The organism is Streptomyces sp. NPDC058812, assembly GCF_042744565.1.
Classification (GTDB): Bacteria; Actinomycetota; Actinomycetes; order Streptomycetales; family Streptomycetaceae; genus Streptomyces; species Streptomyces thinghirensis.
In genome coordinates this window covers 1-19,329 of the sequence record NZ_JBHYOB010000041.1, presented here as the reverse complement: position 1 = coordinate 19,329, position 19,329 = coordinate 1, and the positions used below count along the sequence as shown (strand labels likewise).

The following is a 19,329-nucleotide window of genomic DNA, read 5'->3' as shown; positions in this document are numbered from 1 at the left end:
GGGGCCCCCCCCCCCCCCCCGGGGGGGGCCGCCCGCCGGGGGCCCGGCCCCCGCGCCCGCCGGGGGGGCCCCGGAACCCGCGCCTCGTCGCCGCCGCCGGCGGCATCGACCACGAGGAGGGCAACTGGTGGGAAGGGACCCGGTCCGCCGGCGGCCTGCGCGTCAGGGGCACGACTCGCCGGGCCCGCCCGGCGCGCCCGACGCCGGTCCAGGACGCGCGCCCGAACTGCTGGTCCTGGTGTGCTCGGTGGCGGCGGCAGCGGTCGCCGTCGCCCAGCCCCTCGTCCTGGGCCGCACACTGGACGTGCTGCTGCACGACGGCGCCGCCGGCCCCTGGCTCCTGGCGAGCGCCGCACTGCTCGTCGGCGAGATCCTCCTCGACGGGCTCACCGCGCTGCTCACCGGCCGGTGCACCGCCGACTGGACGGCGTCGATACGCTCTCGCGCCCTCAGCGGCCTGTTGCACGCCGTGCCGGATCTGGCCCGCCCTCATTCGCCCGGCGATGTCGCGACCCGGCTGAGCCTCAACGCCTCCGACGCGGGCGCCGCGCCGGCTGCCAGGGCAGCACTCGCGGCCTCGCTCCTCACCCCGGCCGGCGCGCTCGTCGCACTGGCCGTCGTCGACCTGTGGGTCGCCGTGTGCGTGCTGGCCGGACTACCCCTGCTGGCGCTGGTGTTGCGGGCGTTCGCCCGGGACACGGGAGCTTCGGTCGGGGCCTATCAGCGGGTGCAGTCGGACATCGCGTCCCGGCTGCTGGAGACCATGGAGGGCGCCGAGACCATCGCGGCCGCCGGTTCCGCCGCACGTGAACGCGAGCGCGTACTCGGCCCGTTGGCCGAACTCGGCACGCTGGGCGCACGCATGTGGACGCTGCACGGCAAGGCGCTGGCCACCGGCGGTGTCCTCGTCCCGCTGCTGACGGTGGCCGCCACCGCGGTGGGCGGCCTGCGGCTCGGCGCCGGGGCCCTCAGCGTCGGCGAACTGCTCGCGGTGTGCCGGTACGCGCAGTTGGCCGCGGGGTTCGGCGGGGCCGCCACTCTGGTCGGCGCGCTGGTCCGGGGCCGCACGGCGCGGGAACGCACCGCGACGCTGGAACGGCTGCCCGCCCTGGCCTACGGAACCCGGACACTGCCGCCGGCGGGCCCGGGCACCCTCGAACTGCGCGGCGTGCGGGTTCTGCGGGACGGGGCGGAAGTCCTGCGGGCGGACCACGTGGTGGTGCCGGGCGGCCTGACCGCCGCGGTCGTGGGACGCAGCGGCGCCGGCAAGTCCGTCCTGGCCGCCGTCGCGGGCCGGCTCATCGATCCCGACCGGGGTCACGTCCTGCTGGACGGCACACCGCTCGGACTGCTGACCCGTTCCTGCCTGCGTGCCGAGGTCGGCTTCGCCTTCGCGCGTCCGGTCCTGGGCGACCGCACCGTCGCCGAGGCGGTGGCGGCCGGACCGCGCGCCGTGACACCTCTCCAGGTCCGGGCGGCTGTTCGCCTCGCGGACGCCGAGGCGTTCGTGCGCCGGCTGCCGCGGGGGTACGACACCCGGCTCGCCGACACTCCCCTGTCCGGCGGCGAATACCAACGCCTGGGCCTTGCGCGGGCCTTCGCCCACGCGGGCCGGCTGCTGGTGATGGACGACGCCACCTCCAGCCTCGACACCGCCACGGAGCACGCGGTGGAACAGGCGCAGCGCCGCTCGCCCCGAGGCGCCACACGGCTGGTCGTGGCGCACCGCCCGTCGGTCGCGGCCCGGGCGGATCTCGTGATCTGGCTGGACGACGGCCGGGTGCGGGCGGTCGGCAGCCATCGGCGACTGTGGGAGGAGGCGGCCTACCGGGCGGTGTTCGGCGCGTGTGAGAACGGTATCGGGCCGGTCTCCGCCGAGGGCGGCCCGGGCGGGCCCCGGCACGGTCGGACCGGCCTTCCGCGCGAAGAGGCGCGACCGTGACAGCCACCGGCCAAGGATCCGAGGCAGAGCCACGGCGCGAGTCGGGGACCCTGCGCCGGGTCGGGCCGCCCGCCCGCCGCTTCCTGGCCGCACGCAGGAACGTCCTCGCACGGCTCGCGGCGTGGTCGCTGGCCGAGTCGGCACAGACCTTCCTGGTCGGCTACGGCGTCGCGCAGGCCGTCGACCGGGGGTTCCTCGCCGGTGACACCCGCACGGGTCTCGGCTGGCTCGGGGTGTCCGCCCTCGCCGTGGTGCTCGGCGCTCCTGTGATCAGGGGCGTCTTCGCTCAGCTGGCCGGGCTGACGGAACCTCTGCGCGACCTGCTGGTGCGGCGGGCGGTCGACCAGTCCATGGCCCGTGCCCTGGCCCGCCCCGGTGGCGGGGACCGCGCCGCCGTCTCACGGCTCACCAACCAGGTCGAGATCGTGCGGGACAGCTTCGCCGGGCTCGTCCTCACCTTGCGCTCGTTCGTCTTCACCGCGGCCGGAGCCCTGGCGGGACTGTTCTCGCTGGACCCGGCGCTTCTCCTGGTGGTCCTGCCGCCGCTCGCCGGTGGCCTGATCCTGTTCCTGCTGACGCTGCGGCCCATGGCGGCGGCGCAGCGTCGTGCTCTCACCGCGGACGAGGCACTGGGCGATCACGCCACGCGTGCCCGCGGGGCACTGCGTGACATCACCGCCTGCGGTACACAGGCGGAGACGGCACGAAGCGGAGCACGGCTCATCGCGGACGCCGCCGCCGCGTCCCGTGTCCTCGCCCGCTGGGCCGCGGTGCGCACCCTCGCCCTCGGCGTCGCGGGTCAGCTCCCCGTACTGCTCCTGCTGGTCGCCGTTCCGTGGCTGCGCGGCAGGGGTGTCACGACCGGCGCTCTGCTCGGGGCGTTCACCTACCTCGCCCAGGCCCTGCTGCCCGCCCTGCACACCCTCATGACCGCTATCGGCGCCGCGGGAACCCGGTTGCTCGTGGTCCTGGACCGGTTCACCGTGCCGGAGGCGGCGCGCCCGTCCCCCACCGGTGCGGCGCCACCTGCGCCCCTGCCCGGGCGCGCCGGGCAGCCGCAACGGATCAGCTCCCCGCTCCCGCCGATTCCGACGCCGTCACAGCAGGCTCCCGCGGTGGAACTGCGCGCGGTGACCGTGGGCTACGGCACCAGGGCGGAGCCGGTCCTCGACGCGCTCGATCTGCGCGTCGAGGAAGGCGAACACCTGGCCGTCGTCGGTCCCAGCGGCATCGGCAAGTCGACCCTCACCCGGCTCATCGCCGGGATGTGCGCGCCGTGGAGCGGTGAGGTGCGGGTGGCCGACCGGACAGTCACCGGCCGAGAGGCGGGGGAACTGGCCGCGCTGCGCGTCCTGGTGCCCCAGCAGGCGTACGTCTTCACCGGTACGGTCCGGGACAACCTCGCCTATCTGAGGCCGGACGCCGCCACGAGCGACATCGAGGCCGCCGTCCGAGATCTCGGAGCCGCTCCTCTCGTCGAACGCCTGGGCGGGTTCGACGCGCCGCTGCGGCCCGGCGACCTCTCGCAGGGCGAGCGCCAACTGATCGTCCTGGCGCGCGCCCACCTGTCCCCGGCTCGGCTGCTCCTGCTCGACGAGGCGACCTGCCATCTCGACGCGGCGTCCGAGGCGCGCGCCGAGGAGGCACTCGCCCGGCGTCCGGGAGCACTGCTCGTCGTGGCGCACCGCATGTCGTCCGCGGTCCGGGCCGACCGGGTTCTGGTGCTGGACGGCGTCCGGGCGGCCCACGGCACTCACCGGGAACTACTGGAGCGATCGCCCCTCTACCGCGACCTGGTGGGGCACTGGACCCGAACCGGAGGCTGACCCGCGAGCCGTGCCGCCGCGTTCGCGTGCCCCACCGCCGTCACATCCAGCCGGCGCCCTGGACGATGCGAATCGCGTCCACGCGGTTACGGGCCCCGACCCTCCGGATCGCACTGGCCATGTAGTTGCGGACGGTCCCCCGGGACAGATGCAGGCAGGCGGCGATCTCGGCGACGGAAGCCCCCTGCGACGCCTGGAACAGCACGCTCAGCTCACGGGCGGTCAGCGGCATCTCGGAGGCCCGCAGCAGGGCGACGGTGAGCCGCTCGTCGAGGAACCGCTCCCCCTTGGCCACCGTGTGCACCGCGGCGATCAGCCGCTGCGACGAGGCGTCCTTGTCCACGAAGCCGAGCGCTCCGGCGTCGAACGCCCTGCGCAGCACGCCCGGCCGCTCCGGAGCCGCGAGGACGACCAGCCGCGCCCCGCACCGGTCCCAGACGGGCACTCGGCCGGCCTCGCCGGGCGGTCCCTCCAGACAGTCCCCGTCGACCACACACACGTCCGCTGGTAAGTCGTTGTCGTCCGGGCCGTCCCCGCGGGACGACATGGACGAGACCTCGAGTCCGTCGGCGGACCGCAGCAGTTGCACCAGTGCCGACCGCAGCAGCGTCGCGTCGTGCACCACAAGAACGCGGACCATGTAACCCCCTAGTTTCCCCGGCCGCCCCGGGCCGCCGGGCTCGTCCCCCAACCGGTCCCCAGCCGTCTGCCCCCGGGTGCCGCCCAGGAAGCACGGAACTCGATCACGCCCGGGACCCACCGTCGGCAATACGCCGCTCTGAGCGCCATCGGGAAGGGAGAGGCGATGCGGAATCGGGCCGGAACACGTCGGTGGCCCGTGCGGGGTCGGGCGGCAGTACTCCGTGGCGGCCTCGCCCGTGGGCAGTTCACATCGCGGTTGGTGGTGCCGGGTGGCCGACGGACAGCGCGAGGCGTCGAGGCCGTGCCGTTCGCTACCGGAGAGTCACAGACCGAAAACAGGCGAAGTGAATGTGGCCCGAATGCCCAGTGCACCCGTCCGGCGCGCCACCACCCCGCACGGCGATGCGCCGGCGTTTCCCGCCGCGTCGTCGCGGGGCCATATGGATGGCCGGAGGCCGTGTCGAGCGGCCCTCGCGGACCCGGTCGGCCATCCTGGGCCGGAAGCGGCGCCCTTCCCCATGATGAGGAGCACGGCCATGCCGACGGACCCGGTTGGACGTTTCCTGGCGGCTCTGGACCCGGATCACCGGGATGCCGTCAGTGCGAAGCCTCGCGAGGAACAGGAACGACTGGCGGAGAACTGGGAGCGGGAGCTCCGGACGGACACCGATCTCGACACCCTCGACGAGTTGTCCCCGACGGCGGCGGAGGCCGAGGCCGCCAGGCGTGTCCTGGGCGACCGCTGACGCTTCTCGCCCACGGTCTTCGCTCACCGGACGCCTCCGCCGGACGACCCCGTGTTCCCGGGGCCCCCGGCGTTCAGATGCTGCAACGCCTCGACCAGCTCCTGGCAGGCCCGTTCCACGGACCGTCTGGTGTTGATCTGTTCGCTGATCACGGAGGACAGCAGGAGCGCGGTCAGGCCCAGGGTTCCGTTGAACGCCTGAAGCTTCATCATCGTCTCGATGTCGGTCAGCCCGGCGAAGGAACCGGCCTCTTCCCTGGCCGCGACGGTGGCCATCACCGAGGCGAAGAGGGCGCACGGCACGCCGCCCGCCAGCTGGAAACGCAGCGCGGCCCAGATCAGCAGCGGATACACCAGGAACAGGACGCTGACCGAGCTGTACGTGACCAGTGGCACCAGGACGCACACGACGAGTGCGAGCCCCGCGGCCTCGCCCCATCGACCGGACGGGGGCGGCCAGCGGGCCCGGTGCAGCAGAAGCAGCAGCGGAGTGACGATCACGACGCCCATCGCGTCGCCCACCCACCACGCCAGCCAGACGAGCCAGAAGTCGTCGGCGGCGATTTTGTCCGTGAGGGCGAGTGTGCCGACGCCCGCGCCCGAGCTGATCAGCATGGCCGTCATCGCCCCGAGGAACACGAGCGTCACGCCGTCGCGCAAGCGGCTCAGACTCACGCGGAACCCCACCGCGCGCAGCATCAGACAGGCGCACACGGGCGCGAGGGTGTTACCGATCACGACCCCGGCGGCGGACAGACGGGGAGCGGTCAAAGACGCGACGACCAGTAGGGCGCCGACGGCGATGCCGGGCACGCACCGCAGTCCGAACAACAGCAGACAGGCCACGGCGACACCGGTGGGCGGCCAGATGGGGGTGACCACCGCGCCGTCCGCGACCAGTTGCTGCGAGAGCCCCAGTCGTCCCGCCGCGTAGTAGCAGACGGCGACGAGCAGCGTCTCGCAGACCAGGACGATCGGTCGCGGCCAAGCACGGATACCCACCACAGCAGCCATCAGACACCGACGCCGGCGCATCAGCGAGGCGAGCCGCGCATCGTCCCGCCCTACGGCGTAACCGCACGTCCGTCATGGCCGACGACGAGCACGGCCGCGTCGTCCTCGTGTCCCACCAGTTCGGCGTTCTTGAGCACGGCGGCCGCGAGCGAGTGCGCCTCCATTCCCGCGACGGCGGCAACGCCTGCGAGCCGCACGACCCTCGCGAGCCCTTCGTCGACGCTCAGGGAAGGCCCTTCCACCACACCGTCCGTGAGCAGGACGAAGACTCCGCCCGTGGTGAGCCGGTACCGGGTCACCGGAAATTCGGTCCCCTTGAGGACGCCCAGCGGTGGTCCCCCTTCGTCCTCGGAGACCTCCGCCTTGCCGTCGGCCGTGGCCCATACACACGGAACGTGCCCGGCCCGCGCGCTCTCCAGGACGCCGGTGGCAGGGTCGAAGCGCATGAAGGTGCAGGTGGCGAAGAGGTCCTTGTTCAGGGAGAGGAGAAGGTCGTTCGTACAGGCGAGCAGGTCGCCGGGCTCACTCGTCACGGAGGCGAGCGCCCGCAGGCCCACGCGGATCTGCCCCATGAAGGCCGCCGCGTCGATGGCGTGGCCCTGGACGTCTCCGACGGAGAGGCCGATACGGCCGTCGGGGAGTACGAAGGCGTCGTACCAGTCTCCGCCCACGTTGAGCCCGGCGTACGCGGGCGAATAGCAGGCGGCGAGGTGAAAGCCGGGGACCGCGGGCAGGTCCGCGGGAAGCATGTCGCGTTGCAGCGCGATCGCCAGCTCCACCTGGGACCGGCGCAGCTCGGCCAGCTCCCGTGCCTGAGTGGTCAGCGATGCCAGCCTGGCCAGCAGCTCTTCACCGTCAGGTGCCGGACGCTTGCGGAACATCGACCACTCCCGGGCCATCCGATCCGCCAGCCCTCGCGGCGGCGCCTCTAGAAGCCGGACAGTCCAAGTCTCTCATTCACCTCGAAAACCGGCATACCGAAGCCGAACCGGCCGGGCGAGAGGCTTCCAGTCCGACTTAGGTTGGCCTGGCCTGCATGGCGAAGGTCCGTCGACCCGTGCCACGGCAACCCGGAATGGAGTTTCCGCGGCTCGGGTGCGACCACCGGTTCGGCCGGTTCCTCCAGCTCCCCCATCGACGCCGCCGGCTTGGCCCGCTCACTGCGGCTCAGTCGCGATCTGGATGAGGTTGCCGCAGGTGTCGTCGAACACGGCGGTGGTGACGGGGCCCATCTCCAAGGGCTCCTGGGTGAAGTGGACCCCCAGGCCGCGCAGGCGCTCGTACTCCGCCTTCACGTCGTCGACGGCGAACTGGGCCAGCGGGATGCCGTCCTCGACGAGCGCGTCGCGGTAGGTCTTGACGGCCGGGTGGCCGGCGGGCTCCAGGAGGAGTTCGACGCCGCCGGGCTCGTCGGGCGAGACCACGGTCAGCCACCGGTCCTGCTCCCCGACCGGCACATCGTGCTTCTTCACGAAACCGAGGACCTCGGTGTAGAAGCGCAGGGCCCTGGCCTGGTCCTCGACGAAAACACTGGTCAGGTGGATCTTCATGGGTTGCTCTCTTCCGGTGGGGACGTGTCGGGCACGAGCCATCGCTCGGTGATCCGCCGCAGCGGGGCCGTGTTCAGCTCGTGGAACTTGTAGCGGCCCTCCCGCCTGGTCTCGACGAGCCCGGCCGCCTCCAGCACGGCCAGGTGCTGGGAGATCGCCTGGCGCGAGATACCGAGCCGGTGCTTCATGCTCAGTCGCGAACAGATCTCGAACAGTGTCTGTCCTGACTTCTCGGAAAGCTCGTCGAGGATGGTACGGCGAGTGGGGTCGGCCAAAGCTTTGAAGAGGTCGAAGAGGTCGTCGGCCACGGCACCAGGATAGGCAAGTAATCACTTGCCTATCAAGTCGGGTGCGGCGTGCTACCGGACCGCGGTCGCGACCTCCCAGGCGAACCCGTCCGGATCGGTGAAGGCACTGTCGCCGCCGCCGATCGTGAGCCCATGCGATCCGGTGCCCTCGGGAGAGACCCCGGCGTCCTTGGCGAGGGCGCGACGACCGTAGAGCGCCAGCTTGATGGAGTTCGACGGTGTTTCGAACTCGACGTACTTGCGCCCGAAGCTCTTGCCCACGGTGAGGCCGCGAGCGACGTAGAACTTCTTGGTCGCCACGACGTCCTCGACGCCCAGCAGGAGTACGAACCGGTCGATCTGCCGGGTGGCCGGGCCGGTGTCCTTCTTCGCGGAGGTCGCGATCTTCCAGAGCGCCCCGTCGGGGGCGCGTACGACACCGCCGTAACCCCAGAAGGACTTCGTGGCCGGCTTCACCACCGACGCCCCGGCAGCCACCGCCGCGTCGATGAAGCCGTTGACGGTGCCCGGCTGGGACACGGTGAGCGACAGGGTGAAGCCGCGGAAGCCGGTGGCGGGAGTCTCCGACGCCCGTACTCGAACCTGGCTGCCCAGGCCGAAGGCGGCGTCGTAGAAGCGGGTGGCGGCGGCGGGGTCGTTCGCGCCGAGGGTGACGGAGTCGATGAAGGTCATGCAACGAAGGTATGGGCGGCCCCGACCCACGTGCTTCTCCGATCCTGACCGCTTCGCGCGGCCCGTCACCGAGTTCGCGCGGCCCGTCACCGAAACCGAGGCCGGCGTTCTTCCGCGGACCGCCGAACGCGACCCCGACCGAATATTCGCGTGCTCCGCACGGGACCACGCGTTACCTTCGTCGGCATGAACGTCATCGGCCGAAACATCTTCGCGACCGCGCGAGCGACCAGCTCGCCGGTTGCCGCCGCCTGACCTTCTCCTCTCCCCACCGGCGACCGGAAACGGCCCCGTCGGTGGTTCTTTGTGACGTTCCGGCGTCCTCACCTCTGAGTGACGACCACGCGGTCCCGTTGTCCGGTGCCTCTCCCGCTGCGACGCGAAGGAGTCACCCTCATGAACACAGAGAGCATCGTCCGCACGTTCGTCGAGTACTACGAGGAACACGGTCATCGCCGGATCAGCGGATCGACACTGCTGCCGCCGCCCGGCGACCCCGTGCTGTTCACCACCTCCGGCATGCACCCCATCACCCCGTATCTGGAGGGCCGCCCTCACCCACTGGGCCGGCGGCTGGTCAACGTACAGCGCTGTCTGCGCACCACGGACCTGGAGGAGGTCGGCGACAGCACCCACCTGACGGTCTTCGAGATGCTCGGCACCTGGTCACTGGGCGACTACGGGGGCTCGCGGAGTCTCGACTGGGGTTACCGGCTGCTCACCGAGGGGCTGGGTGTCGATCCGGGCCTGCTGCACGCCACCGTCTACGGCGGCGACGACCAGGTCGGACCGGACACCGCCTCTCTGCGCCAGTGGCAGGAGCGCGGCGTGCCCGTGGAACTCACGGTGGAGGACAACTGGTGGTCGAACGGGCCGACCGGCCCCTGTGGGCCCGACTCGGAGATCTTCCTGTGGAGCGGTGACACCCCACCCCGCTCGACGCCCACCCGCGACGATCGCTGGGTCGAGGTGTGGAACCACGTGATGATGCGCCACCGTCGCCTCGCCGACGGCCGCCTCGTGCCGCTGCCCCAGCGCAACATCGACACCGGGCTGGGCCTGGAGCGCCTCGCCTCGCTGCTGCAGGGCAAGTCGTCGGTGTTCGAGTGCGATGTCTTCGACCCCTGGCGGCATCTCGTGCCGTCCCTGTGGCCACTGGACGAACCGTCGCGCCGCCTGGTCTACGACCACCTCCGCTCGGCCGTCGTGATCATCGGCGACGGGGTCCGCCCGGCCAACACGGGACGGGGTTACGTGCTGCGGCGCCTGGTACGACGGGTGCTCACCGTGCTGTGGCGGGACGATCCCTCGCGCGGTCTCGGAGACCTGCCGGACGAGCTGGTCTCGCACACCCTCGACCACTTCCGGCAGGAGGAGGATCCCGGCCACGTACGACGGGTCCTGCTGGAGGAGGAGCACCGGTTCGGTCGGCTCATGGAACGCGGCCGTAAGGTGCTGGCCCGGCCCCGCTTCCGGGGCCCGCTGGGAGATGAGGATTTCCACTACCTGCACGACACCCACGGTCTGCCGCGCGACCTGGTGGTGATCCTGCGCCAGGAGTGACGGCTCGCGGGGCCCTGGCGGTTCGATGTCAGTGGCCCCGCGTACGGTCTGCGCATGGCTGACCGGAACCCTTCCCTGAACTCGGTGCACGACTTCTCGACCTGGGCACCCGTACTGCGGCTCCTGCGCGACGGCAGCACGCGAGAGGTGACCGCGTCCTCGCCGCTGCGCGTGACGGGACGCATCGGCCGACAGGGTTGGAGCCTGCCTCCGCGACGACAGGCGCCCCCAAGCGGGCGGGCCGCCCAGGCAGCGGACATGCGGGACGAGACGGAGGCGGTGGAGCGTGTGCGGCACGCACTCGCGGACGCCGGCATCGACGAGATCTCGTTCACGACGAAGATAGTGCCGACCGGGGAGACCGCGATCCGCCTGCTGGCGCGCAGTCCCGCCACGGAGTCCGGACTCGGCCCGCATCCGGGGGCGCTCCTCCTGGTCGAGGGCGCCGTTCCGCAGCCTTGGCGCTGTCTACCCGACCCGGTGCCCGGCGCGGTGCCGGCCGCTTCCGCGGACCCGGCGCTGCTGGAGCGGACACTCCGTGAGCGGTTGCCCGACGCCGTCGGCGCGACCGAGACGGAGATCGCACGTGCCGAAGCGCGCCTCGGCGTCACCCTGCCCGAGGAGCTCAAGGCGCTCTACCGGGTGACACGGTCCCGGTGGGAGGACTGGGGCGACGACCATGCGGCACCAGCGCGGGAATGCGCCGCGGTCGGCTGCGAACTCTTCCCGTTGGACGACGTGTACATCGCCGACGCGTCGTCCCGCCATTGTTCTTGGGCGTTCGCGGCGATGGAGGCGGTCGTCACTCCGCCCCACGCTGCCGTGCAGGGCCTGGTCGGTTCACCCGGCTGGCTCGTCTTCGGGGACAACGGAGGTGGCGACCGGCTGGCTGTCGACCTGACGCCCGGCCCGCGCGGACACCTCGGACAGGTCATCATGATCGGCCACGAGGAGAACGTCGGTGCCTCATTGGTCGCGGACTCGCTCACCGACCTGGTGATGGACCGGCTCGGCGAGCCTCGTGACGGCTCGTACGAAGACCGGCCGCCGGCCGTCGCCCACGTCAACATCCGAAGCCTGCCCAGCATCGAGGCCGCCGCGCACCCCGGCCTGGAGGTGCTGTCCATCGGCGTGTGGGACGCCGAGCCGCTCAGCCTCGCCCCGGTCATCGGACTGCCCCGGCTGAGGACCCTCGTCGCCTATCCCGGTACGCTCGCCGATCCGCTGGAAGTCGCCGAACTCACCGCACTGGAGTACCTGGAGATCGGCCCGGAGGAATGGCGCGTCCTCCTGGACGCGGGCGCCGTCCCGCGCGGTCTGTCGGCCGCCGCCGTCAAGGTGCACGGTGACCAGGACGTGGCGCCCGTCAGGGCCGTCGTCAACGAACTCCTGGCCATCTGGGGCCGGCCCCCGATCATCCAGACCGTCCTCCGGGGTGACCTCGGCCCCATGCCGTAGCAGGCGGAGCGCCTGATACAAGCGGAGACGTCACGTGTCTCGGCAGCGGCCTCCCCGCCGTGGACGGACCATCACCGGGGCGGCGCCGGCGGGGCCCCCAGGTCCTGCGACCGCATCAGCCGCAGGAACGCCCTCACCCCGCTGATGATCTCCTCGTTCGTCGTCAGCCGGTTCACCGTGGTCTCGAACTCCCTGCCGAGGGCGGTGATCCTGCGGTCGGCGTCATCGGCGCGCGCGTAGACCGAGGCGGTCAGCGCGTCCATGGCCCGCCGCAGCTCGGCGAGAGCGCGATACTGCTCTTCCGTCTTTCCCCGCAGCACCTCCGCGCCCCGTCCACCTCGCCCTGGAGCCGCACCACGTCGTCCCGCGGATACGTCACGTCCCGCAACGGTGTCCCGAGCCGCCGCCGTACTTGCCCGAACCACGCGCCCGCGGGCCGGAAGACCGTGCTGAGCAGGAGGAACCCGGCGATCCAGTACCCGAGGCTCTCCTCCGTCGCGCTCGCGACGGCCAGCACCGCCCCCGCGGTGACCAGGTGCCCCGCCACAGCCGTCCGCAACATGATCCGGGCGATCCGGGACGCCTCCGTGTCGCGCACGGGCGACACAGTGATTCCCCTCTCCCGGCTGATCGTGACCTCGGCCAGCACCGAGTGCGCCCGGAAGTACATGTTCCACGGCAGGGTGAGCAGCACCAGCGACCACAGCCTCGTACTCATGCCCCGGGGATCCCAGGAATCCGATGGCGTGCAGCCGCGTTCGACCCACTGACACTCTTTCGCCCCTGCTTCGTACAGGAGACGCTCGTATGCCAGAGCTGGAGATCGACGCCGTCGTGTTCGATGTGCTCGGCACTCTCGTCGACGAACCCGGCGGTATCCGCGCCGGCATCCGTGCGCTCGCCCCGTCTCTCGACGCCTCCGGGGTCGAACAGCTTCTCTCGCTGTGGCAGCGGCACGTCGACCGCGAGCAACGTCGCGTCGTCGCCGGTGCCCGCCCCTACCTCACGAGCGACCTCCTCGACCTGGAGGCCGCCCGGCTCGTCGCCGACGCCGTCGGTGTCGGCGACGAGCCGGCCGTGGCGACGCTGGCCCTGTCCGGTCGCAGGCTCGCGCCGTGGCCCGACTCCGTGGCGGGGCTCGCCCGACTCGCCGAACGGTTCCCGCTGATCGGGCTCTCCAACGCCGGCCGGGCGGCGCTGCTGGAAATCAACGCCCACGCCGGACTGCGCTGGCACCAGGCCCTGTCCGCCGAAGACGCCCGGACGTACAAGCCGGACCCGGCGGTCTACCAACTGGCCGTCACCGTTTCCGGACGACCGCCGGAGCGGCTCCTGATGGTCGCGGCCCACCCCTGGGACCTACGCGCGGCACAGGACCTCGGCCTGCGCACCGCCTACGTCGCCCGTCCCGTCGGCGAACCGCCCGCGTCCTCGGACCGCTTCGACCTGCACGCCGACGGCCTCGCCGGCCTGGCCGACCTGCTCGACCACACCCAGGGGCACGTTCGGCGGGGCATGCGGTCGTAGAATTCGCCTGTTCCGCGGCCGGCCGGTCGCGACCGGTCGGGAGGTTCCCAAGAACGGGCTCTTCGGCAGGACAGAACAGGCCTGACGACCCAATCGACCGCCAGACGCAAGGAGTTGGCCATGGCCCCACAGGACGCACACGGGGCCCAGGCCGCGCAGGACACGGCCCAGCGATTGCGGACGATCAGCGACGAGCTGGCGGACCGCTTCTACGAGCGTGCCGACGTGGTACGGACCCTGGTCGTGACGCTGCTGGCCGGGCAGCACTCGTTGGTACTCGGCCCGCCCGGAACGGCGAAGTCCGAGATGGCCCGGGAACTCACCGGCAGGATCGAGGGTGCGTCCTACTGGGAGATCCTCCTGTCGAAGTTCACCGCGCCGACGCGGATGTTCGGCCCCATCGACGTCGCCGCGCTGGCCCGCGGCGAGTACCGCCAGGTCTACGACGGCCGCGCCACGACCGCGCACGTCGCGTTCATCGACGAGATCTTCAAGTGTTCCACGGCGGCACTCAACGAGACGCTGGGCTATCTGAACGAGCGGATCTACCATCCCGAGAGCGGCGGCGAACCGATCCGCTGCCCCCTGATCGGAGCCATCACCGCGAGCAACGAACTGCCCGGCGGAGAGGATTCGGCCGCGATCTACGACCGGCTGCTGGTGCGGGTCGAGGTCAAGTACCTGGAAGACCCCTCGAACTTCGCCTCGCTGGTCCGCTCCGCCGTCAGCCGCCCGGCGGCCCCGGCACGCACAACGGTCGAACTGGCCGCGTTGCAGCACGCCGTGGTCGAAGCCGTCCCGGCCGTGGACGTCCCCGACGCGATCGTGGACGCGGTGTGCACGCTGCGGGCCGCGCTGCGCCGCAAGGAACTCGTAGCCTCCGATCGCCGCTGGCGGCAGGCCGTGGGCCTGCTCCAGGCGTCCGCGTACCTCGACGGCCGCCCGGCGGTCGCCGAGACCGACCTGTCGGTGCTGACTCACGTGCTCTGGAACTCCCCGGCCGAACGTCCGGCCGTCGAACGCGAGGTGCTGCACCTGGTCAACCCCGACGCCAAGGAGGCGCTCGACCTCGCCGACACCATCGACGAGCTGGAGGCCCAGCTCGACGCCATGGCCGGGCAGTCCCGCGAGGCACTGAGCGAGTGGGTCATCAAGAAGGCCCACAACCAGCTCGCCATGGCGGGGCGGCAGTTGGAGAAGCTGCGCGAGGAGGCGGCGAGCGCCGGCCGCTCCACCGCCGCGATCGACCGGGTCACCGGCCGCCGGCGAGCCGTACGCGCCCGCGTCCTCACCGAGGCCCTCGGCGTGGACGCGAGCACGGTGCAGGGCCAGCTCTGAACACCGGGGCCGACGGAGATCATGGACACGACACCGAGCAAACTCGACGAATGGGCAAACCGGGCCGAGAAGTGGCTGGTCATGTCCTCCGCCGCTCCAACGCGGCACACCACGGCCGTGGTCGCGGACCGGTTCGACCGGATGGCATGGCGCGACACCTACGAGCAGTCGACCGGACTACGCGAGCTGGCCGAGGAACTGAACGAGCGCCACGACCACACCGCCGACCTGCTGACCGACGTGTTCCTGGCCGCGTACAAGGACGGCCCGCGGTTGCGCGAGCCCGCGGAGATGGACCCCGCCCGGCTGGTCAACCACCAGGCCATCGCCTCCTTGGTGGACTCACCGGAGTTCGCGGAGCTGCACCGGGAGACGGTCGGCGACCCCTACGCCGCCGCCATGGCCGTACTCGCCCAGGCCACCGCACTGCGCCGGATGCTGGACGGCTCACGGGAGGCGCAGGAACGGGCGGAACAGGCGAAGGAGGCCCGCCAGGACGCCGACGGCGCCGCTGCCGCCGTGGGCGAGGCGCTCCAGCAGGCCGCCGCCGAGGCCGGCGAGGACGGCGCGGTGCCGGCCGCCGACGACGTACGACAGGCGATCGAGGCCGCCGAGACCGCCGACGCCGCTGCGCGGGAGGCCGCCCAGGGCGCCGCGCAGGCCCTCGCGGTCGCGGTTCCCGGCATCCGCTCCGCCGCACGGAACGCGGCTTCGCTGGCCGCCGAGTCCGCGCGGGAGGAGGCCGCGCTGATGCGGGCGTGGGGTGTGGGCCCCGGCGAGCTGGAGCGGATGCCGTTCGGCCGGCGCGCCCGGCTCGCCGAGCGGCTGCGCACCGGCCGTCTCGCACAGTGGGCCGAGCTGATCGGCCGCTTCCGGCAGATGGCCGACGGTGAGCGCGCCCGCAAGGTGGAGAACGCCACCGGCGAGCTGGTCGGCGTCACACTCGGCGACGACCTCTCCCGCGTCCTCCCCTCCGAACTGGTCAACCTCGGCCTGCCCGAGCTGCGTGCGGTCTTCGCCGCGCGGTACGCCGCGGGGGAGCTGATGCTCTACGACAGCCAGGGAGAGCAGACCACCGGCCAGGGCGCCATCATCGCGTGCGTGGACACCTCGCACTCCATGTACGAGGCGGGACCCGGTGGAATCACCCGGGAGGCGTGGTCCAAGGCGTGCGCCCTGGCCCTGCTGGATCAGGCCCGCCATGCGGGGCGTGACTTCGTCGGCATCCTGTTCGCCGCGGCCGACAGGCTCCAGGTCTTCCGCTTCCCGGCCGACCGGTCCGACGACGTCGCACAGGTCATCGAATTCGCGGAGACCTTCCTCGGCGGCGGCACCAGTTACCAGAGGCCGCTGACCGCGGCCCGCGAACTGCTGGAGGAGGAGTTCGACGACGCCGCCCGCAGGCGCGGCGACATCGTGATGCTCACCGACGACGACTGCGGCGTCACCGAGGAGTGGATGCGCGGCTGGAACGACGCCAAGCGCCTGCTGGGCTTCCGCGTCTTCGGCGTGGCCATCGGCGCCCCACGCGTCGCCGAGGCCGACTCGGTCCTCGACGCCCTGTGTGACAACCTGCGTTCCATCGAGGACCTCACCGACGTCCAGGCCGCCGCCGACCTCTTCCGTGTGATCTGACGAGGAGTCGCACCTCCGCGCGCGCACGACGTCGACCTCGTTGCGGCCATCGGAACGCCGCGGGACACGGGTTCCGACGCTGCGGGCCCTACTCGAGGAACTTGAGGCTCCAGCCGGTGTCGAACCCGCTCCCCCGCGCCCTCAACGTCGGCACGGCGACGACGCCGGGGCGTGCCGCACGAGGGAACACTTGGCCACACGTTCGCCTCTGGCAATCCTTTGGCCGGCTCTTCGCCCTGACCGGGCCGCGGCACGTCTCCCCCATCTACAACTCGGTGTACCAGGCGGGACGGACGTCATGAGACCGCTCGGAACCACCCCTTTCGCGGTGCGGTTGAGTCTCCCATGGGGGGAGACGCACTGCTGGGTCGGCTGGACGGGTCCTGGCGGGCTGGGCCCGCGGCAGAGCGAGGGCGACGGCTCGCGGAAACTGACGCCGGTCGGCCGACCGCTCGTGGCCGAAGAACGACGTACGCCCAGGGGTACCGCCTTGACTGGTGACTCGCCGACCCCCATATTCACCAACACCCCGTCGCTCACTCCCATTCGAGGTGACCAGTGAGAAGCCTCAGAGCCTGGGCTGCCCTGTACGCAGCCACTGCCCTCGTCCTTCTCACCACGGCCCTGAGCCCCGCCTCCCCCTCCACGGCAGCCGCCTCCCCACCGGGCAAGCCGGCCTTCGCCACCCACCCCGCCAAGGCAGCGCTCGCCCGGCTGTTGCCGCGCCACGTCTCGCAGTTCAGCCTCGTTCCGGTGAGTCGCCCGGCGTCCGGGGACTACTTCAGCGTCTCCGGCCGCGCGGGCCACGTACGCGTGCAGGGCACCAGTCCCGCCGTGATCCTCAGCGGCGTCAACTGGTACCTCAAGTACACGGCCAAGGTGGACATCGGTTGGCCCGGGCGGAGCGCGGCGAGGCTGCCCCGCACGCTGCCCGCACCCACGGACACCATCCGCAAGCACGCTTCGGTCCCGCACCGCTTCGCGCTCAACGACACCGACGACGGCTATTCCGGCGCCTACCGCGACTGGGCGTCCTACGAGAAGCAGATCGACCTCCTCGCCCTGCACGGTGTGAACGAGGTCTTCGTCCAGATGGGCGCCGACGCCGTCTACTACGAGACGCTCCAGGAGTTCGGCTACTCCGAGGAGGAGCTCAGATCCTGGATCCCCGGTCCGGCGCACCAGCCGTGGTGGCTGATGCAGAACATGTCCGGCTTCGGCGGCCCCGTCTCCGAGCGACTCATCCAGCAGCGGGCAGACCTCGGCCGCAGGATCGCGAACCGGCTGCGCGGGCTCGGTATGACTCCCGTGCTGCCTGGCTACTACGGCACCGTGCCCCCGGGGTTCACGGAGCGCAACCCCACCGGACCGGTCGTTCCGCAGGGAGACTGGGTCGGATTCGAGCGGCCCGACTGGCTCGACCCGCGCAGCGAGGCGTTCCCCAGGGTCGCCGCCTCGTTCTACCGCCACCAGCGTGAGCTGTTCGGCGAGTCCACCATGTACAAGATGGATCTCCTGCACGAGGGCGGGCGGCCGGGGGACGTGCCTGTCCGGGACGCGGCCCAAGCGGTGATGAACGCGCTCCAGACCGCGCGCCCAGGCGCTGTGTGGACCCTGATCGGCTGGCAGAACAATCCCTCGACGCAGATCATCGACGCCGTCGACAAGAGCAAGCTGCTCATCGTCGACGGGCTGTCCGACCGCTACAACGGCCTCGACCGAGAAGCCACCTGGCACGGCGCGCCCTACGCGTTCGGTACGATCCCCAACTTCGGCGGTCACACCACTGTCGGCGCCAACACCGCCGTCTGGGCCGAGCGTTTCGACCAGTGGCGCACCAAGCCCGGCAGCTCACTCTCGGGCATCGCCTATATGCCGGAAGGCACCGGCGGCAACCCGGTCGCCTACGAGCTGTTCACCGAACTGGCCTGGCGTACGGGCCCGCTGGACCACCGAGCATGGTTCGACGAGTACGCGGAGCGCCGCTACGGCGGTGCCGACCCGCATGCCGCCCGCGCGTGGGAGCTGCTGCGCAGTGGCCCGTACAGCACACCGTCCGGCACCTGGAGCGAGTCCCAGGACAGCCTCTTCACCGCCCGCCCCCGGCTGACGGCCACCACGGCGGCCAGCTGGAGTCCCGGTGCGATGCGTTACGACCCGAGCACGGTGCACCGGGCGCTGGCCGAGCTGCTGAAGGTCGCACCGGCACTGCGTACCACCGACGCCTACCGCTTCGACCTGGTCGACGTCGCCCGTCAGGCCCTGGCCAACCGCAGCCGGGCCCTGCTCCCGCAGATCAAGGCCGCCTACGACGCCAAGGACCTGCCCCGTTTCCGTGAGCGGGCCGCCGAGTGGAAGAGCGACCTGGCCCTGCTGGACCGGCTGCTCGCCACCGACACCCGGTTCCTCCTCGGCCCGTGGCTGGAGGACGCCAAGTCCTGGGGCCGCACGAAGGCGGAGAGGGCCGCTGCCGAGTTCGACGCCCGCTCGATCCTCACCACCTGGGGCCACCGCTCCGGCAGCGACTCGGGTGGCCTGCGGGACTACGCGAACCGGGAGTGGTCCGGGCTGGTCTCCGACTTCTACGCGATGCGCTGGACGACGTACCTCGACTCCCTCGACACCGCGCTGGCCACCGGCCGGGCGCCCGTGGCCATCGACTGGTTCGCGCTCGAGAACTCCTGGAACCAGCAGCGCGACAGCTACCCCGTCCGAGCGTCGGGCGATCCCGTGGTTATGGCCACCGCGGTCCTCGATGCCCTGCCCACTCCTGCTCCGGCCGGGCCACCGGCCGGGGCCGGGTCGGCCGGTGGCAACTCCTGACGGGACCCTCCCCGTCCTCGGACGGCCGATTCACCGATCCACTCCGCCGTTTGGTCGACCGACTCGAGAGGCTGGGAGGCTGCAGTGAAACAGGTGGGCAACAGACGTGTCGGTGTCGTGGTGGCCGTGCTGAGCGGTCTGGCCCTGGCAGCGGCGACATCGACGACCGCGCACGCCGCCGACCGGCCCGACGACCGGCCCGACGCCATCGCGCACCGCGGCTCGTCGGGCATGGCACCGGAGAACACCGCAGCCGCCATCGACCTCGCCGTCGACCAACGCGCCG

17 protein-coding genes and 1 pseudogene are annotated in these 19,329 nt (G+C 71.8%); 10 read left to right on the top strand and 8 right to left on the bottom strand.

Translation table 11 applies throughout. The features are described from left to right. Positions 1–127 precede the first annotated feature (127 nt). Both ACFW48_RS38035 and ACFW48_RS38030 read left to right on the top strand, forming a co-directional pair. Positions 128–1,942 carry an ABC transporter transmembrane domain-containing protein gene (locus tag ACFW48_RS38035; protein WP_386323154.1) on the top strand — a complete coding sequence of 605 codons (1,815 nt, stop codon included), beginning with the start codon at positions 128–130 and terminating at the stop codon, positions 1,940–1,942. Further along, positions 1,939–3,768 (top strand): ATP-binding cassette domain-containing protein, encoded by a 1,830-nt coding sequence (locus ACFW48_RS38030; RefSeq protein WP_386323152.1) that lies wholly within the window; start codon positions 1,939–1,941, stop codon positions 3,766–3,768. The genes ACFW48_RS38035 and ACFW48_RS38030 overlap by 4 nt, the downstream gene beginning before the upstream one ends. A gap of 40 nt (positions 3,769–3,808) precedes the next feature. On the opposite strand, the gene ACFW48_RS38025 is transcribed toward ACFW48_RS38030, so the two are convergent. Then, positions 3,809–4,408: a LuxR C-terminal-related transcriptional regulator gene (locus ACFW48_RS38025; RefSeq protein WP_386323150.1), complete on the bottom strand. Its 600-nt coding sequence runs from the start codon at positions 4,406–4,408 to the stop codon at positions 3,809–3,811. A 538-nt stretch (positions 4,409–4,946) separates the two neighbouring features. Here ACFW48_RS38025 and ACFW48_RS38020 point away from each other — a divergent pair. Then, positions 4,947–5,156 carry a hypothetical protein gene (locus ACFW48_RS38020; RefSeq protein ID WP_386323148.1) on the top strand — a complete coding sequence of 70 codons (210 nt, stop codon included), beginning with the start codon at positions 4,947–4,949 and terminating at the stop codon, positions 5,154–5,156. A gap of 23 nt (positions 5,157–5,179) precedes the next feature. Here ACFW48_RS38020 and ACFW48_RS38015 read toward each other — a convergent pair whose 3' ends face one another. The 5 genes from ACFW48_RS38015 to ACFW48_RS37995 form a co-directional block, all read right to left on the bottom strand. Next, positions 5,180–6,169 (bottom strand): MASE1 domain-containing protein, encoded by a 990-nt coding sequence (locus tag ACFW48_RS38015; protein WP_386323146.1) that lies wholly within the window; start codon positions 6,167–6,169, stop codon positions 5,180–5,182. A gap of 50 nt (positions 6,170–6,219) precedes the next feature. After that, positions 6,220–7,050, bottom strand: a complete 831-nt coding sequence (locus ACFW48_RS38010; protein WP_386323144.1) for a PP2C family protein-serine/threonine phosphatase — start codon at positions 7,048–7,050, stop codon at positions 6,220–6,222. Between the two features lie 276 nt (positions 7,051–7,326). Then, positions 7,327–7,719 (bottom strand): VOC family protein, encoded by a 393-nt coding sequence (locus ACFW48_RS38005; protein ID WP_386323142.1) that lies wholly within the window; start codon positions 7,717–7,719, stop codon positions 7,327–7,329. Further along, the gene (locus ACFW48_RS38000) at positions 7,716–8,027 is read right to left on the bottom strand and encodes an ArsR/SmtB family transcription factor (RefSeq protein ID WP_386323140.1); all 312 of its coding nucleotides are present in this window, start codon (positions 8,025–8,027) and stop codon (positions 7,716–7,718) included. Before ACFW48_RS38000 ends, ACFW48_RS38005 begins: the two co-directional genes overlap by 4 nt. Positions 8,028–8,078: 51 nt before the next feature. Then, the gene (locus ACFW48_RS37995) at positions 8,079–8,699 is read right to left on the bottom strand and encodes a glyoxalase (protein ID WP_386323138.1); all 621 of its coding nucleotides are present in this window, start codon (positions 8,697–8,699) and stop codon (positions 8,079–8,081) included. 396 nt (positions 8,700–9,095) lie between these two features. Between ACFW48_RS37995 and ACFW48_RS37990 the strand changes: the two genes are divergently transcribed. Both ACFW48_RS37990 and ACFW48_RS37985 read left to right on the top strand, forming a co-directional pair. After that, a complete protein-coding gene (locus ACFW48_RS37990) occupies positions 9,096–10,262 on the top strand; it encodes an alanine--tRNA ligase-related protein (protein ID WP_386323137.1) in 1,167 nt (388 codons plus the stop codon). 54 nt (positions 10,263–10,316) lie between these two features. Further along, complete coding sequence (locus ACFW48_RS37985) at positions 10,317–11,720, top strand: SMI1/KNR4 family protein (protein WP_386323135.1); 1,404 nt, start codon at positions 10,317–10,319, stop codon at positions 11,718–11,720. Positions 11,721–11,791: 71 nt separating this feature from the next. On the opposite strand, the gene ACFW48_RS37980 is transcribed toward ACFW48_RS37985, so the two are convergent. Both ACFW48_RS37980 and ACFW48_RS37975 read right to left on the bottom strand, forming a co-directional pair. Further along, positions 11,792–11,983, bottom strand: coding sequence for a hypothetical protein (locus ACFW48_RS37980; RefSeq protein WP_386323133.1), 192 nt, complete (start codon positions 11,981–11,983; stop codon positions 11,792–11,794). Next, positions 11,971–12,438, bottom strand: coding sequence for a hypothetical protein (locus tag ACFW48_RS37975; RefSeq protein WP_386323131.1), 468 nt, complete (start codon positions 12,436–12,438; stop codon positions 11,971–11,973). Before ACFW48_RS37975 ends, ACFW48_RS37980 begins: the two co-directional genes overlap by 13 nt. Before the next feature lie 89 nt (positions 12,439–12,527). On the opposite strand from ACFW48_RS37975, the gene ACFW48_RS37970 reads away from it, so the two are divergent. The 5 genes and pseudogenes from ACFW48_RS37970 to ACFW48_RS37950 all read left to right on the top strand — a co-directional run. Next, positions 12,528–13,247: a haloacid dehalogenase type II gene (locus ACFW48_RS37970; protein WP_386323129.1), complete on the top strand. Its 720-nt coding sequence runs from the start codon at positions 12,528–12,530 to the stop codon at positions 13,245–13,247. 120 nt (positions 13,248–13,367) lie between these two features. Beyond that, positions 13,368–14,585: an AAA family ATPase gene (locus ACFW48_RS37965; RefSeq protein WP_386323127.1), complete on the top strand. Its 1,218-nt coding sequence runs from the start codon at positions 13,368–13,370 to the stop codon at positions 14,583–14,585. Positions 14,586–14,606: 21 nt separating this feature from the next. Continuing rightward, complete coding sequence (locus ACFW48_RS37960) at positions 14,607–16,220, top strand: VWA domain-containing protein (RefSeq protein WP_386323125.1); 1,614 nt, start codon at positions 14,607–14,609, stop codon at positions 16,218–16,220. Between the two features lie 558 nt (positions 16,221–16,778). Continuing rightward, on the top strand, positions 16,779–19,043 hold the full coding sequence (locus ACFW48_RS37955) for an alpha-N-acetylglucosaminidase (RefSeq protein ID WP_386323123.1): 2,265 nt from the start codon (positions 16,779–16,781) through the stop codon (positions 19,041–19,043). 138 nt (positions 19,044–19,181) lie between these two features. After that, positions 19,182–19,329, top strand: a pseudogene (locus ACFW48_RS37950) (hydrolase); the annotation flags it as partial.